The organism is Pseudomonas sp. WT-JTC (genome assembly GCF_056711565.1).
In genome coordinates this window covers 4,701,736-4,715,788 of the sequence record NZ_CM160042.1, presented here as the reverse complement: position 1 = coordinate 4,715,788, position 14,053 = coordinate 4,701,736, and the positions used below count along the sequence as shown (strand labels likewise).

The following is a 14,053-nucleotide window of genomic DNA, read 5'->3' as shown; positions in this document are numbered from 1 at the left end:
TTTTGGGGTGTAAGTGGGAGTCTATCGTCTGCTATTGGCCGTTCTGGTGGCCGTTTCTCATATGGGCAAGACGTTCATGGGGCTAAACCCCGGCGTGATCGCCGTGATTTCCTTCCTGATCATCAGCGGTTTCGTGATGACCTCGCTGATCGAGCGCAACTACACGGCGCCGGAGAAAGTCGGCCTGTTCTACCTGGACCGCGCCCTGCGGCTCTATCCTCAATTCCTGCTCTACTTCGCAGTTTCCTGTGCGGTGATCTATTTCCTGCTGCCCGGCACGCCTCAAGCCGCCGAGCTGACGCTGCGCAACATCGCCGCAAGCCTGACTATTGTGCCACTCGGCTTCTACATGTTCGGAGCGGCGGGATCGTGGATCTTGCCGCCGGCCTGGTCTTTGGGGCTTGAAATGTGCTTTTACCTGGTGATCCCTTTCCTGATCATCTACAGGGCGCGGGGCGTTGCGTTTGCTCTATCCGTCGTCGTCTTCATGGCCGCGTGCCTGGGGTTCATCAACACCGACCTGTATGGCTACCGTCTATTGCCGGGTGTGCTGTTCATGTTCCTGTGCGGCAGCTACCTGTACAAAGCGCAGCCGAAGGATCTGGCGATCGCTGCCGGCACCGCCGTGGCTGCGGCTCTGATGTTCGCGGCCATCATGGCGGGATGGATAGAGCGCCGACCGTTCAATGCCGAAGTGACCGCCGGCATAGCGCTGGGCGTGCCCGCCGTGTACCTGCTGACAAAGCTCAAGTTTCACCGGATTGACGAGTTCCTCGGCAATATCAGCTACGGCGTGTTCCTGAATCACTATGTGGTGATGTACTTCCTGCACGCTATCTGGTCGGTTGCCTACGATGAGATCATTGTTGCAACAGTGCTGGCCTTGTCGTTGCTGCTCAGCGGCGTTTCGTACTATTGCGTCGAACGGCCGGCCCTGAAGCTTCGTCACGCGCTCCGGACCGGCGCAAAAAATCGGGTGGGTCACCCACTGGACCGCGAAACAGCGGCGTAGTGGCTGGAATTGCCGCCCGCGAAGGCGGCCTAAAGAACGGCGCAAATCACAGCTTGATCAACACTGACTTCAACTCAGTGTAATGCTCGATCGCCGCATACCCCATCTCACGCCCGACCCCGGACATTTTGTAGCCGCCGAACGGCAGCGCCGGGTCCAGGGCGCTGTGGCAGTTGACCCACACCGAGCCTGACTTGATGCGCGGAATCATCCGGTGCACCGCTGCCAGGTCATTGGACCAGATGCTCGCCCCCAGACCGTAGGGGCTGTCGTTGGCCATGCGCAGGGCATCGGCTTCGTCGTCGAACGGGATGGCCACCAGCACCGGACCGAAGATTTCTTCCTGCACCAGAGAGTGCTTCTGATCGACGTCGACAATCACCGTCGGCTTGACGAAGAACCCCGGGCCGAACTGCTCACCGCCGCAGGCGATGGTCGCGCCGCTGTCCCGGCCCTTTTCGATGTACCCATAGACGCGCTCCTGTTGTCGTGCCGAGATCAACGGCCCCATTTCGACGCTAGGATCCAGGCCGTTGCCGAGTTTCATGGCGTTGGCGATATCGCTGATGTCCGCCACCACATTGTCGAAATGCTTGCGCTGTACATACAGCCGCGAGCCCGCGCAGCAGACCTGGCCCTGATTGAAGAAAATCGCGCTGGCAGCCCCGGCCGCGGCGGTTTTCAGGTCGGCGTCGGCCATGACGATGGTCGGCGATTTGCCGCCCAGTTCCAGGGTGACCCGGGTCATGGAGTCCATGGCGATCTTGCCGATCTGCTTGCCCACGGCGGTGGAGCCGGTGAAGGTCAGCTTGTCCACCAGCGGGTTGTGGGTCAGGGCGGAACCTGCGGTGATGCCGGTGCCGGTGACCACGTTGAACACGCCTTCGGGATACCCGGCTTCCAACACCAGTTCGGCGAGTTTCAGCGCGGTCAGCGGGGTTTCGTCGGCGGGTTTGAGCACCACGGTACAACCGGTGGCCAGGGCCGGACCGAGTTTCCAGCAGGCCAGCAACAGCGGGAAGTTCCAGGCGACGATGGCGCCGACCACGCCCACCGCTTCGCGACGGATGAAGCTGTGGAACTGGTCGTTGGGCATCAGCGGTGCCGATACGTCAACCGTGGAACCTTCGATCTTGGTCGCCCAACCGGCCATGTAGCGCAGGAAGTCGATGGCCAGTTGCACGTCCATCACCTGGGCCACCGCCGCGCTTTTGCCGTTGTTCAGGCATTCAAGTTGCGCCAGCAGTTCGGCGTCGCGCTGCATCAGGTCGGCGAGTTTCCACAGCAGGTTCTGCCGCTCCCGGGGACGGGTGCGGGTCCAGGCCGAATCGTCGAACGCCTGGCGGGCGGCGAGTACCGCGCGGTCGACATCTTCTGGCGTTGCCCGTGGCACCACGCACAGCACCTCACCGGTGGCCGGGTTGTGCAGGGGCATGGTCTGGCCGTCGGTGGCCTCGACCCAGTCACCGCCGATCAGCATGCGCGGAGCGCGTTGGATGAACGCCGAAGTGGCGGGAAGCACGTTTGGGAGCGACATTGGCGAGGCCTCTTGTTGTTCGTGAGAACCGGGCTTTCGCAATGGCTGTGCCAAGTCCTCCAAAGCGCCGGTCGGCCGTTGCCGGGCGGGTTTTTTCGGCTGCCGGTGAAGGCGGGCGTGTGGGGTATTTGTCGCAATTCGCGACACCCGGTGAGACGACGAGCAACCGGTTCGCGATCTTGAGAGCACCCCTGGCGAGGATTAGAATTTTCTGGTTAGGCGGGTGAAATGACGGAGCATTTTCCCGGCAGTACCTCTGGCGTGAGGGAGACAGCGATGATCCTTTCAACCCTGGAAATCCAAAACATCATTGAACACAGTTTCCTGCCATCGATATGCACCTGCAGCGTGGCGCCGGATCAGTCCCTGACCATTCGCGTGTGCGATTGCATGACCGGCAAAGTGGACCTGGTGGCGACCCGCGTTCCGCTGTGGGAGCTGGACACGCCCCACGCGATTGCAACGCTGGTGGTGCAGATGCAACAGGAAATCAACGCGCACAAAGGCGTGCACCCGACGTTTTACAGTTGAACCGGGGTCAGGCCGCACCACGCACGTGGTGCGGCGCCCGCTTTTGAAAAATCCTCCCCGGCATTCGCCCTGCATCCTTTCCCTGCTGGCTGGACAAGCCCCGTCAATCGGCGGGCGCCGAGCCGATTCTGGCCGGGCAACTATGCTGTCTCAGACTGCAACAGCTGTCGCGAAACTAGACGCCGTTCATCGCGTCCAGGCATGGCCCAATGCGGTCAAATCAACGCAAGTGATTGATAAAAAAGCTTATCAGCAAGCTGGCACGCTCTGTGTATTGCACATCTCAGACGTTTCTCTTGCCTCCGTCGGCGAATCAAAGCCGACGGCAGAAACCATAAAAACGATAAGCCACAACAATAAGAACGCACCGTGCGAGGTTCGACGTTGATGAAGAGAAAACTCCGATCAGGCATGAGCGCCAGCCTGCTGGCCGTAGCCGCTTGTGTAGCGCTGCATTCGCCTCATAGCCTGGCAGCCCGCGACGCCCAGACCATCCTCAAGGAAACCTGTCAGGGCTGTCACACCCCCGAAGCCGATAACGCCCTCAGTCGCATCAGCCATCAGCGCAAGACGCCGGAAGGCTGGCTGATGAGCATTGCCCGGATGCAGACCATGCACGGTTTGCAGGTCAGCGATGACGACCGGCGCACGCTGGTCAAGTACCTGGCCGATACCCAGGGCCTGGCGCCGAGCGAAACCGATGGCGTGCGCTATGCGCTGGAACGGCGGCTCAACACGGTCGAGAAATTTGACGACCAGCACAGCCAGATGTGCGGCCGCTGCCACTCCGGTGCGCGGGTGGCCCTGCAACGGCGCCCGGCGCAGGAGTGGGAACGCCTGGTGAACTTCCACCTCGGTCAGTGGCCGTCCCTGGAGTATCAGGCGCTGGCTCGCGACCGCGACTGGTTCGACATCGCCCGCAAAGACATGGTGCCGTTGCTGGCCAAGCGTTATCCGCTGGACAACCCGGCCTGGAAAAAATGGCAGAGCGTGGCGCCCAAGGCCGATGCGCTGGTGGGCGACTGGAGTTTCAGCGGTCACTTGCCGGGCAAGGGTGAACTGGCCGGTGTCATGACTGTGAGTGCCGATGGCAACGACACCTTCAAGGTCAGCGTCAAAGGCCAGTACGCCGACGGCAGCCCGTTCAATGGCGACGGTAGCGCGATTCTCTACACCGGCTATGAATGGCGCGGCAACGTGACCATCGATGGCGTGACCATGCGCCAGGTGTTCGCCGCCCAGGGCAATGCGATGCAGGGCCGGATGTTCGAGGCCGAGCACGACGAGCGCGGCCTGGACTTCGTCGCCGCCAAACAGGGTTCCCAGCGTTTGCTGGCGGTGCAACCGGGCTACGTGAAGGCCGGCAGCGAAACCGAAGTGACCCTGATCGGCAGTGGCCTGACCGGCAAACCGAACTTCGGCAAAGGCGTGGAAGTGCTCGAAGTCGTCTCGCAGAGTCCGGAGCAGATCAAAGTCAAACTCAAGGCTGCGGCCAATGCCCAACCGGGCGCGCGCGCGGTCACTATCGGTACGCTGAAAGGCCCGCAGCTCTCGGTCTACAGCAAGATCGATGCGGTCAAGGTCGTGCCTGAGTTCTCGGTGGCGCGGATTGGCGAGGGCGGTGGCTCGACACCGAAAGTCCAGGGCCGTTTTGACGCGGAAGCCTGGGGCAAGGGCACCGATGGCAAACCGTATCGCATCGGCGTGTTCCCGGCGCAGTGGAAGGTCGAGGCCTTCGACGACCGCGCCAAGGAAGACGAAGACGTCAAGTTCGCCGGCACCATGCAGGCCGACGCTGGCGTGTTCACCCCGGGCGATGCCGGGCCGAACCCGGCACGCAAGATGTCCACCAACAATGCCGGCAACCTCAAGGTGATCGCCGCCGTTGACGACGCAGGAAAATCCCTGACCGGCGAGGGCCATATGATCGTGACCGTGCAACGCTGGAACAATCCACCCATTCCATGAGTTGGCTGAACGTCAATCGCATCAGACACTTTTCGGAATGATCGCAAGCCCCGCAAAACGGGGCCTGCACAGGAGGTTTGCCATGGGCGCTATCTTGAATCTGGTCGAACGCAACCTGCACGAAGTGCAGGTCGATGCCGACCGCATGCTGTTTCACATTCCCAGCAGTTCGCTGTTCGCCAGCGATGAACTGACGGGCACCATCATCGATACCCTGCGCGGCCCCGGCTGCTCCTCGGACGACCTGATCCAGCGCCTGGCCGCGCGTTTCAACGGCGAGGAAATCACCGAGACCCTGCGCGAGCTGATGGCTCTGGAACTGGTCAGCGACGGCTCGCCACTGACCCCGGACATCGCCACCAAGCGGGTCGAGCGCACGGCGATCAACACCGTGGTGCTCAACGTCAACACGGGCTGCAACCTGAGCTGCACGTATTGCTACAAGGAAGACCTCGACAAGCCGTCGGCGGGCAAGAAGATGGATGTCGAAACGGCGATTGCTTCGGTGGAAATGCTGCTGCGCGAATCCCCGGACGAAGAGCGTTTCACCGTGGTGTTCTTCGGCGGCGAACCGCTGAGCAACCGCAAGCTGATCGAGTACATGGTCGATTACTGTGAGAAGCGTTTTCGCGAGGCCGGCAAGTTCGTCGAATTCGTGATGACCACCAATGCCACGCTGCTCACCGAAGAAACCGTGGACTACCTCAACGCCCACCGCTTTGGCTTGTCAGTGAGCATCGACGGTCCGAAAACCGTGCACGACCGCAACCGCATCACCGTGGGCGGGCAGGGCACCTATGACGTGGTGCGGCGCAAGGCCGAAATGCTGCTGTCGCGCTACAACAGCCGTCCGGTGGGTGCGCGGGTGACCCTGACCACCGGCGTGACCGACGTCGAAACCATCTGGGATCACCTGTTCAACGAACTGGGTTTCGCCGAAGTCGGCTTCGCCCCGGTGACCTCCGGCGACATCAGCAGCTTCAACCTCACCAGCGATGAACTGGTGCAGGTGTTCGCCAACATGAAAAAACTCGGCAAGCGTTACCTGGAGGCGGCGCTGGAGCACCGCAACATCGGCTTCTCCAACCTGCACCAGTTGATCACCGACATCCACGAAGGGCACAAGAAAGCCCTGCCCTGCGGTGCTGGCCTGAAAATGCTGGCCGTGGATCACAAGGGCGAGCTGAACCTGTGCCACCGCTTTACCGGTTCGAGCCTGCCGACCTTCGGCAACGTGCACAGCGGTGTGAAGCAGGTGGAGTTGAACGACTTCCTGTCCCAGCGCCTGGACCGCACCAACACTGGCTGCGAAGACTGTCAGATCCGCAACCTGTGCTCCGGAGGCTGTTACCACGAAAGCTACGCCCGCTACGGCGATCCGACGCACCCGACCTATCACTACTGCGAACTGATGCGTGACTGGGTCGACTTCGGCATCGAGGTCTACACCCGGATCATGGCCAATAACCCTGCGTTCATCAGCAGCTACATCACTCCGCGCAAGGCTCACTGATATGAAACATCTCAAGGCAATCAATAACAAAGCGTTGAAGCTGGATCAGGCCGCGGACGAGAACCGCATTGAAGAAGTGGTGGCGATGAGCTCCGTGGCGGGCTGTGCGTCGACCACCGACCCGGGCTGGGAAATCGATGCGTTTGGCGGTGTGTCGTCGTTGTGCCAGCCGATGGAGGCCGACCTGTATGGCTGCTCCGACCCGTGCTGGTGGCCGGCCCAGGTGCCCGACATGATGAGCACCTACCCGGACTGGAACAAGGATGCGCAAGCCTCCAACGACAACTGGCGCAACCTCGGCACTGTCTTCCCCAAAGACAAGTGATCAGATAAGAAGAAGGATTCCAGCATGCACAGCATCAAAGCCTGCGGCCTGGCCGCGTTCGCCGTCCTGAGCACCTGTTCGGTCAATGCTCTGGCTGACGAAAACACTGCTCTTCAGGATGGTCACGAGTACATGTTGACCACCAATTACCCGAACAACCTGCACGTGATCGACCTGGCCACCGACACCCTGTTCAAGACTTGCAAGATGCCCGACGCCTTCGGCCCCGGCACCGTGCAACTGTCGCCGGACCGCAAGACCGCCTACGTGCTGAACAATCACTATGCGGATGTCTACGGTGTCGAACTGGACAACTGCAAACAGGTGTTCCACGCCAGCATCACCCAGAAGCCCGGTGAGAAAGCGCGGTCCATGTTCGCCTTCACCCTCAGCCATGACGGCAAGGAACTGTTCACCATCGCCAATCCGACGCTGATGATGAACGATCACTATGAAGTGCAGCAGCCTCGACTCGATGTGTACAAGACCGACGGTGGCATGGACGCCAAACCCGTGCGCAGTTTCCCGGCGCCGCGGCAGCTGACCATCATGCAGAGCGGTGACGACGGCACGCTGTACGTGGCGGGGGCGGATGTCTACAAGGTCAACGTGCAGACCGGCAAGTTCGACGTGCTGATCCCCAGCCGGCACTGGAAACGCCCGAACTACAGCGCGCCGGACGTGCTCTACGTGTGGAACCAGCAGACGTACCGGCATGACTTCTCGCTGCTGTACACCGCGGCGAAGTTCAAGGACAAGAAGCAGGATCCGGCCACCGCTGAATACCTGTACGGCCTGTTCAGCGTCGATCTGAAGACCGGCAAGACCGAAACCACCGATTTCGGGCCCCTGACGGAAATCTACTTCAGCGGCATGCGCTCGCCCAAGGACCCGAACCTGATGTTTGGCGTGCTCAACCGACTGGCCAAGTACGACATCAAGCAGAAGAAAATGCTTCAGTCCGCCACGCTCGATCATTCCTACTACTGCATTTCCTTCAACAAGGACGGCAGCAAAATCTACCTGGCCGGGACGTTCAACGACGTGGCGATCTTCGATGCCGACAGCCTCAAGCAGATCGGCAGCATCAAGATGCCGGGCGGGGACATGGCGATTACCACGGCGCAGGTGTTTGTCCGGTAATTTGCAGCGATTGAGCTGATGCCTTCGCGAGCAAGCCCGCTCCCACATTTTGATCGCTTTCTTGCTGAAAGAACCCGGTCAACTGTGGGAGCGGGCTTGCTCGCGAAGAGGCCCTGACAGACGCTAGAGAATCAAACCCCCGGCACCGGACACGCCAAATCTCCCTCCTGACACTTCAGGTAAGTCTTGAACGTCTCCACCCGCGCCTTGGTCAACTCAGTCACGCAATTGCCGTAGATCAGCGGATACACACTCCCGCCTTCCACCCCTGACGCCGAGAACCTGCACTCGGCATCGCGAAACGCAATCCACGACCGCTGCGCTCCCACCAGCAACTTCTTGCTGTCGGGATTGCCCTTCAGGCGCGAAGTGATTTGCTGGTAAAGCGCATTCAATTCCTTGTCCGCCGCCGCATGCTGTTGCGCCGCGCACTGGTTCATCGTGGTCTGGTCGGTGGCGTTGTCGCAGTTCACGGCAGCATGGGCCAGGGAGGTGAACAACAAAGGCGTCAGTGCCAGGAGAAAACGTGCGTGCATGGCAGAAACTCGCTGTGACAGGGGAAGTTTGGGGGTGCAGTGTAGCGCTGTGGAAAGTTCAGTCATCTACGTCTGCCATTGCGGGTACTTTTTTACCGACTCATATTCAAGCCAAGGCTGCTCATGGGATGTCCAGATATGCGCCTGTGGCGTCAGTTTCGGGTCATCGTCCAGTGTCGCCACCCGAACAATCACATGGGGCTGGGTCGAACGCTCCGCCATCAGGTGTGAACCGCAGGCCGAACAGAAATGCCGAAACTTGCCCGGTGACGATTCGTAGCTCGTCAGCCGGTCTTGCCCCTTGATCCAGCGAAAGTGCTCGCGCATCACCCCGGCAGTCGATGCAAAAGCCGCTGCGTGTGCCTTGCGGCAGGTTTGGCAATGGCAGTGGCTGATGGGCATGTCGAGGCTATCAAGTTGGTATTCGATGGCCTTGCACAGGCAACTGCCGCGCAGTTTTGTCATGTAGCTATCCTTTTCGATGCTGTTTCGAGGGAGAACGTTAGCAGCTTCGTCCCTCTGACTTTGTGATTGCCCCAGAACTTATCACCGCAAATGCAACCGAATATCTCAGGTATGGTTGATTGCTCATCCCGATTGGTACAACTTTAGGGTTGGTCTTGTGGTCTTACTGACCTACTGTTCAAGTACAGGAGGTGACTTATGAACCCAGCATCTGATCGCATTGAAAGGAAAGTCCTGCTTAAAGCCAAGCGTTCACAGGTCTGGCGTGCGCTGGCCAATGCCGAAATGTTCGGACAGTGGTTTGGCGTGGCGCTGGAAGGCAAGCGCTTTGTGGCAGGCGAGTGGACCCAGGGGCAGATTACCTATCCCGGTTATGAGCATTTGCTTTGGAATGTACTGGTAGAGCGGGTCGAACCGGAACGGCTGTTTTCGTTTCGCTGGCATCCGTATGCGGTAGAGCCTGATTTCGATTACTCCCAGGAGCCCACCACACTGGTGAAATTCGAACTTGAGGATATGGACGACGGCACGTTGCTCCACGTCTCCGAGTCCGGTTTCGACCATGTTCCCCAGCATCGCCGCCTCAAGGCATTCCGTATGGACAGTCGCGGCTGGGATGAACAAATGAGCAATATCGAACAGTTTCTACTGGCCAAGGCACACGAACATCAGGGTGTTTGAGCGAAACTCGCGGCCTCCTGGCCTGAGGCGTCCAAGGGTTTTCGGAAGGTGGTTTATAGCCAATGTCTTACACGCGATGGTAGCGATATCGCCTGTTACAAATTGGATCCGATGCGTATTCTGGCCTCACCCACTGAAGCACAGGATGTGCTCAGGATCATGGATGATCGACCATATGCAAGGAACGCTGCGACAAGGAGTCGTCATGGTCTTGGAAAAACCCGCTTCGGCGGGTTTTTTTGTGGGCGCAGGAAAAGTCGTGGCGGCAGGAACCCGGTTCCTGCCGCCATTTTTCACTGTCGGTCGAGTTTCGCCGCCGCGCGCTCGGTGATCTCCGCCCGCAGCTTCAATGAGCCGGCAGCCCGCCGGCGAGCCTCATCCAGCACACTGGCCGGGGCCGTCTCGGGGCTGCCCGCGGTAAACGGTGGGGCCGGGGCGTATTCCAGTTGCAACTGCACCAGTTCGGCGGTGGCCTGGTCGAACAGCTCTGCGGCCAGGGTCAGGGCGAAGTCGATACCGGCGGTGATGCCGCCACCAGTCAACAGATTGCCGTCACGAACCACCCGATCGTTCACAGCGATTGCGCCCAGCGGCTTGAGCAATGGGTGATACGCCCAGTGAGTGGTGGCGCGTTTGCCTTTGAGCAATCCCGCCGCGCCCAGCACCAGCGAGCCGGTGCACACCGAAGTGATGTATCGGGCGTTGGCCGCCTGGGCCTTGAGAAAGCCAAGGGTCTGGTCATCCTCCATCAACGGCCCGACGCCACTGCCGCCGGGCACGCAGATCACGTCCAGCGCCGGGCAGTCTTCAAAGGTGGTGGTCGGTTTCAACAGCAGGCCGGTGCTGGCGGTGACCGGCACCAGGTCTTTCCAGACCAGATGCACTTTCACATCCGGCAGAGAGGCCAGTACGTCATAAGGGCCGGTCAGGTCCAGTTGCTGAACCTGTGGAAACAACAGAAAACCGATCTGCAGCGTCATGGTGTTTTTCTCGTGAAGTGGGTGGACGGTTTGACTGTAGGCCCGTAGGCTTTGGCGTATACGCCAATATCCCCACGAATTACGCCAAATGTCGAAAACCATCCATGTACTCGCTTTCGCCAACGTGCAAATACTCGACGTCACCGGGCCGTTGCAGGTTTTCGCTTCGGCCAACGACATAGCCCGTCAGCAAGGCCTGCCGCCACCCTACGCACCGACGGTGATTACCAGCGGCGGCGGGGCGGTGATGTCGTCGGCGGGGTTGGCGCTGTTGGCCGAGCCGTTGCCGGATGAGGGCACCGATACCCTGATCATCGCCGGTGGCTGGGGGGTTTACGCAGCGGCGCAAGATGCGCCGTTGGTCGCCTGGGTGCGCGAACATGCCCGTGGCTGCCGGCGGGTTTCCTCGGTGTGCACCGGTGCGTTTCTGCTGGCGGCCAGCGGCTGGCTCGATGGCCGGCGCGTGGTCACCCACTGGACCCGCTGCGAACAATTGGCGCAGCAGCACCCGCAACTGCACGTCGAGCCCAACCCGATCTTCATCAATGACGGCCCGGTCTGGACCTCGGCCGGGGTGACGGCCGGCATCGACCTGGCGTTGGCCATGGTCGAAGAAGACCTCGGGCGCACCATGGCCCTCGAAGTCGCCCGGCAACTGGTGGTGTTTCTCAAGCGCCCGGGTGGCCAGTCGCAATTCAGCGTTACCCTGTCACTGCAACAGGAAGGCAACCGTTTCGACGAACTTCACGCCTGGATCAGCGAAAACTTGACCCAGGACCTTGGCATCCCGACCCTGGCCTTGCAGGCCGGCATGAGCGAACGCAGTTTCGTGCGCCACTACCGCGCCGACACCGGCCAGACCCCGGCCCGGGCCATCGAACTGATCCGCGTCGAAACCGCACGGCGTCTGCTCAGCGATACCGGCGTGCCGATCAAACGGGTGGCGGTGCAATGCGGCTTCGGCAGCGAAGAAACCCTGCGCCGCAGCTTCCTGCGGGCCATGGGCGTGACGCCGCAGGCTTATCGGGAGCGGTTTTCGGTCAGTGTTGGTGCAGATCCAGTGGAGCGTTGAGCATCTTTTAGCCTGAGCCTGATGCAGTTACCCCACGGTCACCCGAACAGCACCCTTTGCCAGTGTTCTTCACTGATGATCGCGATAGGAACACCGCTCTCTCGTAGCTCAACGGCTTTTTTGATCTTGGTTCCATAAGTGCTATGAAGCCACTGATCGTTTCCGATGCTGCCCACCACGAGATAGTTGATTTTTCTGCTGACCGAACCACCGATCAGGCCACCGCGTTCGACGATCAGCGATTCACATTCCTTGCGCGGACCGTAAGCCATGACTCCGGTGAACAGGAAAACCCGATCAACCCAGTTCAGTGTGGGTGCAGGGTTGTCGAGTGGAAGACTGCAAGGCGTTGTGAAGATCTGGTCAGAGCCAACCGGCAGACCTGCAAACTGGTGCAGCATATCCAGTAGCTCTGCCGATTCTTCGGAGTCCAGCACGCCATCACTCAGCATATCGGAGAGGCGTTTGTAGAGGATGTTCACGACCGGATCACCCAAATGACACAAATGAACTTCAATCCAGCTCTTGAGAAACTCCGCTTCCTGCTGGTTGATCTGGCCATCGGCAGCGAGTCCAGCCGTAATGCCGACCAACGCGTCGGCTGAACGTCTATCAATGCGTGCTTCGTGGAAGAATCCACTGTTTTGAAATTCCTGATGCAAATCGACCATCGTCCCTGCTCCTAGGATTCAACTTCCGCTATTTGATTGAAATACTTCGCCCGATCCGGTGTAAACGTCACCACCATCCCGGTACGCGAGCAAGTCAGCGCCCGCTCCTGGTTCAAATCAACATCCAGATCTTCCCCGCGCAGCCCTTGCCACTGCGCGAGGTATTTGAGGGAGCCATATTTTTCGAGTTTCTTCAGGCTGCGGCTGACGCCACCTTTCCAGCCCAGTACCGGCAACTCGCCGGCGAGGCACTGTCGGGCGAGGTCGGGGAAGCGGGCGGCACGCTGGCGGCCGACTTCCCAGCATTTGATCAGGCCCTTGTCGTCGGCCTCCCAGAGTTCTTTGCGGTTCAAACCGGTTCGGAGAGGGGCGTCGATGCTGCGATGGATGCGTTGGGTCATTCTGGTTCCTTGAATTCGGGTGGTTCTGCACAGCTCCGCTGTACCCGTTCATCAAGGATGTTAGGTGGGGATGTCATGGCTGGCAACAAGGTATTCCGAGGGAGGCTCGCTCCCACAAAGGACTACCTGCACCAATCAAATGTGGGAGCGGGCTTGCTCGCGAAAGCGGTGTGTCAGTCGACATCATCAGTGCCTGACATAGCGCTTTCGCGAGCAAGCTCGCTCCTACAGAGTTATTCATATGGCTAATTCTTTGGGCACCCCATCCGTTTTCCAGACAGACAAACTTCGAGGAAAGCCCGGTGACCCCGCTGACATTGCTGTGCCTGCCCTATTCGGGCGCGAGTGCCATGGTCTATAGCCGCTGGCGGCGCAAGCTGCCGGAGTGGCTCACGCTGCAACCGGTGGAGCTTCCGGGTCGTGGCGCACGGTACGGCGAGCCCTTGCACACCGACATGCGCCGTCTGGCGCTGCAATTGGCCCACGAACAGAAGGCCACGCTCAAGGCGCCGTACGCATTGTTCGGGCACAGCATGGGGGCGCTGCTGGCCTGCGAGATGGCCCACGCGTTCCGCTCGCTGGGTTGCCCGGAACCGGTAGCGCTGTTCGCCTCGGGCACCGCCGCACCGACGATGCGCGCCGACTACGATCGGGGCTTTGCCCAGCCCAGGACCGACGCCGAACTGATCGAGCAATTGCGCACCCTCAACGGCACCAGCGAAGAGATCCTGGCCAATGCAGAGTTGATGAGCCTGACCCTGCCGGTATTGCGTGCGGATTTCCTGTTGTGCGGACGTTTCGAACCGGTCCGGCGCCCGTTGCTCAAGTGCCCGGTGCACGTGCTGGGCGGCAAGGCCGATCGCGCCACCACCGAGCAGTTGATCGGCTGGAGCCAGGAAACCCGTGGCAGCTTTTCGGTGGACATGCTGGCTGGCGGACACTTCTTCATCCATGAGCAAGAGGCCAGGGTGCTGCGGGTGATCAAGGATCAGCTGGAGGTGCATCATCGGCGGCATTCCATGGCAGCTGTTGGTTGACACCGCTCGCAAATTTAACCTGATTCCTGTGGGAGCGGGCTTGCTCGCGAAAGCGGTGGTTCAGCCAACATCCATGTTGAATGATGAACCGCCTTCGCGAGCAAGCCCGCTCCCACAAGGGGGGGTGGTGTTCTTGTAACCCGCGTTCTACAGCCCTCCTGATACTTGTTCCCCTCCGCTA

The 14,053-nt window shown here is 60.3% G+C and carries 15 protein-coding genes; 9 read left to right on the top strand and 6 right to left on the bottom strand.

Features of this window, described 5'->3' with window-relative positions:
• The first annotated feature begins 13 nt into the window (after positions 1-13).
• On the top strand, positions 14-1,012 hold the full coding sequence (locus tag AC06G5_RS21320; protein WP_413422522.1) for an acyltransferase family protein: 999 nt from the start codon (positions 14-16) through the stop codon (positions 1,010-1,012).
• Positions 1,013-1,058: 46 nt separating this feature from the next.
• Here AC06G5_RS21320 and AC06G5_RS21315 read toward each other — a convergent pair whose 3' ends face one another.
• The gene (locus AC06G5_RS21315) at positions 1,059-2,549 is read right to left on the bottom strand and encodes an aldehyde dehydrogenase family protein (protein WP_413422524.1); all 1,491 of its coding nucleotides are present in this window, start codon (positions 2,547-2,549) and stop codon (positions 1,059-1,061) included.
• A gap of 276 nt (positions 2,550-2,825) precedes the next feature.
• On the opposite strand from AC06G5_RS21315, the gene AC06G5_RS21310 reads away from it, so the two are divergent.
• The 5 genes from AC06G5_RS21310 to peaD all read left to right on the top strand — a co-directional run bounded on the left by AC06G5_RS21310 (position 2,826) and on the right by peaD (position 8,029).
• Positions 2,826-3,080, top strand: coding sequence for a DUF1652 domain-containing protein (locus AC06G5_RS21310; RefSeq protein WP_413422526.1), 255 nt, complete (start codon positions 2,826-2,828; stop codon positions 3,078-3,080).
• 387 nt (positions 3,081-3,467) lie between these two features.
• Positions 3,468-5,048, top strand: coding sequence for a quinohemoprotein amine dehydrogenase subunit alpha (peaA, locus tag AC06G5_RS21305; protein WP_413422528.1), 1,581 nt, complete (start codon positions 3,468-3,470; stop codon positions 5,046-5,048).
• Positions 5,049-5,130: 82 nt separating this feature from the next.
• The gene (gene peaB, locus AC06G5_RS21300; protein WP_108231965.1) at positions 5,131-6,561 is read left to right on the top strand and encodes a quinohemoprotein amine dehydrogenase maturation protein; all 1,431 of its coding nucleotides are present in this window, start codon (positions 5,131-5,133) and stop codon (positions 6,559-6,561) included.
• 1 nt (position 6,562) lies between these two features.
• Entirely contained in the window at positions 6,563-6,886 is a 324-nt protein-coding gene (gene qhpC, locus AC06G5_RS21295; protein ID WP_008016081.1) for a quinohemoprotein amine dehydrogenase subunit gamma, read from the top strand.
• 24 nt (positions 6,887-6,910) lie between these two features.
• Complete coding sequence (peaD, locus tag AC06G5_RS21290; protein WP_413422531.1) at positions 6,911-8,029, top strand: quinohemoprotein amine dehydrogenase subunit beta; 1,119 nt, start codon at positions 6,911-6,913, stop codon at positions 8,027-8,029.
• Positions 8,030-8,160: 131 nt separating this feature from the next.
• Here the strand turns inward: peaD and AC06G5_RS21285 are convergent, their stop codons facing one another.
• Positions 8,161-8,565: a lysozyme inhibitor LprI family protein gene (locus AC06G5_RS21285; protein WP_413422533.1), complete on the bottom strand. Its 405-nt coding sequence runs from the start codon at positions 8,563-8,565 to the stop codon at positions 8,161-8,163.
• Positions 8,566-8,631: 66 nt separating this feature from the next.
• Entirely contained in the window at positions 8,632-9,030 is a 399-nt protein-coding gene (locus tag AC06G5_RS21280; protein WP_413422535.1) for a GFA family protein, read from the bottom strand.
• A gap of 198 nt (positions 9,031-9,228) precedes the next feature.
• On the opposite strand from AC06G5_RS21280, the gene AC06G5_RS21275 reads away from it, so the two are divergent.
• Entirely contained in the window at positions 9,229-9,711 is a 483-nt protein-coding gene (locus tag AC06G5_RS21275) for an SRPBCC family protein (protein ID WP_413422537.1), read from the top strand.
• A gap of 293 nt (positions 9,712-10,004) precedes the next feature.
• On the opposite strand, the gene inhA is transcribed toward AC06G5_RS21275, so the two are convergent.
• The gene (gene inhA, locus AC06G5_RS21270; protein WP_413422539.1) at positions 10,005-10,691 is read right to left on the bottom strand and encodes an isonitrile hydratase; all 687 of its coding nucleotides are present in this window, start codon (positions 10,689-10,691) and stop codon (positions 10,005-10,007) included.
• Between the two features lie 88 nt (positions 10,692-10,779).
• Here inhA and AC06G5_RS21265 point away from each other — a divergent pair, with 88 nt between their 5' ends.
• Complete coding sequence (locus AC06G5_RS21265; protein WP_413422541.1) at positions 10,780-11,763, top strand: GlxA family transcriptional regulator; 984 nt, start codon at positions 10,780-10,782, stop codon at positions 11,761-11,763.
• A gap of 38 nt (positions 11,764-11,801) precedes the next feature.
• Here the strand turns inward: AC06G5_RS21265 and AC06G5_RS21260 are convergent, their stop codons facing one another.
• Together AC06G5_RS21260 and AC06G5_RS21255 are read right to left on the bottom strand one after the other, a co-directional pair.
• The gene (locus AC06G5_RS21260) at positions 11,802-12,434 is read right to left on the bottom strand and encodes a BRCT domain-containing protein (protein WP_480458276.1); all 633 of its coding nucleotides are present in this window, start codon (positions 12,432-12,434) and stop codon (positions 11,802-11,804) included.
• A gap of 11 nt (positions 12,435-12,445) precedes the next feature.
• Positions 12,446-12,835, bottom strand: a complete 390-nt coding sequence (locus AC06G5_RS21255; protein ID WP_480458275.1) for a hypothetical protein — start codon at positions 12,833-12,835, stop codon at positions 12,446-12,448.
• A gap of 302 nt (positions 12,836-13,137) precedes the next feature.
• Between AC06G5_RS21255 and AC06G5_RS21250 the strand changes: the two genes are divergently transcribed.
• Positions 13,138-13,872, top strand: a complete 735-nt coding sequence (locus AC06G5_RS21250; RefSeq protein WP_413422547.1) for a thioesterase II family protein — start codon at positions 13,138-13,140, stop codon at positions 13,870-13,872.
• Positions 13,873-14,053 lie beyond the last annotated feature (181 nt).